This window comes from Aliamphritea spongicola (assembly GCF_017051665.1).
GTDB lineage: Bacteria > Pseudomonadota > Gammaproteobacteria > Pseudomonadales > Balneatricaceae > Amphritea > Amphritea spongicola.
In genome coordinates, this window is the sequence record NZ_JAFIDL010000031.1 from 1 (window position 1) to 453 (window position 453).

Here is a 453-nt window from a genome sequence, read left to right on the forward strand (position 1 = left end):
CAGTTAAGACTCTGGTTGAAACTCTGGATTCTTACATCCCAGAGCCAGAGCGTGCAATTGACCAGCCGTTCCTGATGCCAATCGAGGACGTATTCTCAATCTCCGGTCGTGGTACTGTAGTAACTGGCCGTGTTGAGCGTGGTATCGTTAACACTGGTTCTGAAGTTGAGATCGTTGGTATCCGTGAAACTCAGACTACTACCTGTACTGGTGTAGAAATGTTCCGTAAGCTGCTGGATGAAGGTCGTGCAGGTGAGAACATCGGTGCACTGCTGCGTGGTACTAAGCGTGACGACGTTGAGCGTGGTCAGGTACTGTCTAAGCCGGGTTCTATCACTCCTCACACTCGTTTCGAAGGTGAAGTATACGTACTGAGCAAAGATGAAGGTGGTCGTCACACTCCATTCTTCAAAGGCTACCGTCCGCAGTTCTACTTCCGTACAACTGACATCA

1 protein-coding gene is annotated in these 453 nt (G+C 49.7%); it reads left to right on the forward strand.

Annotated elements, in window-relative coordinates:
* Positions 1-453: EF-Tu/IF-2/RF-3 family GTPase (locus tag JYB63_RS23745; RefSeq protein ID WP_243432133.1), on the forward strand; the 453-nt coding region annotated here is incomplete at both ends.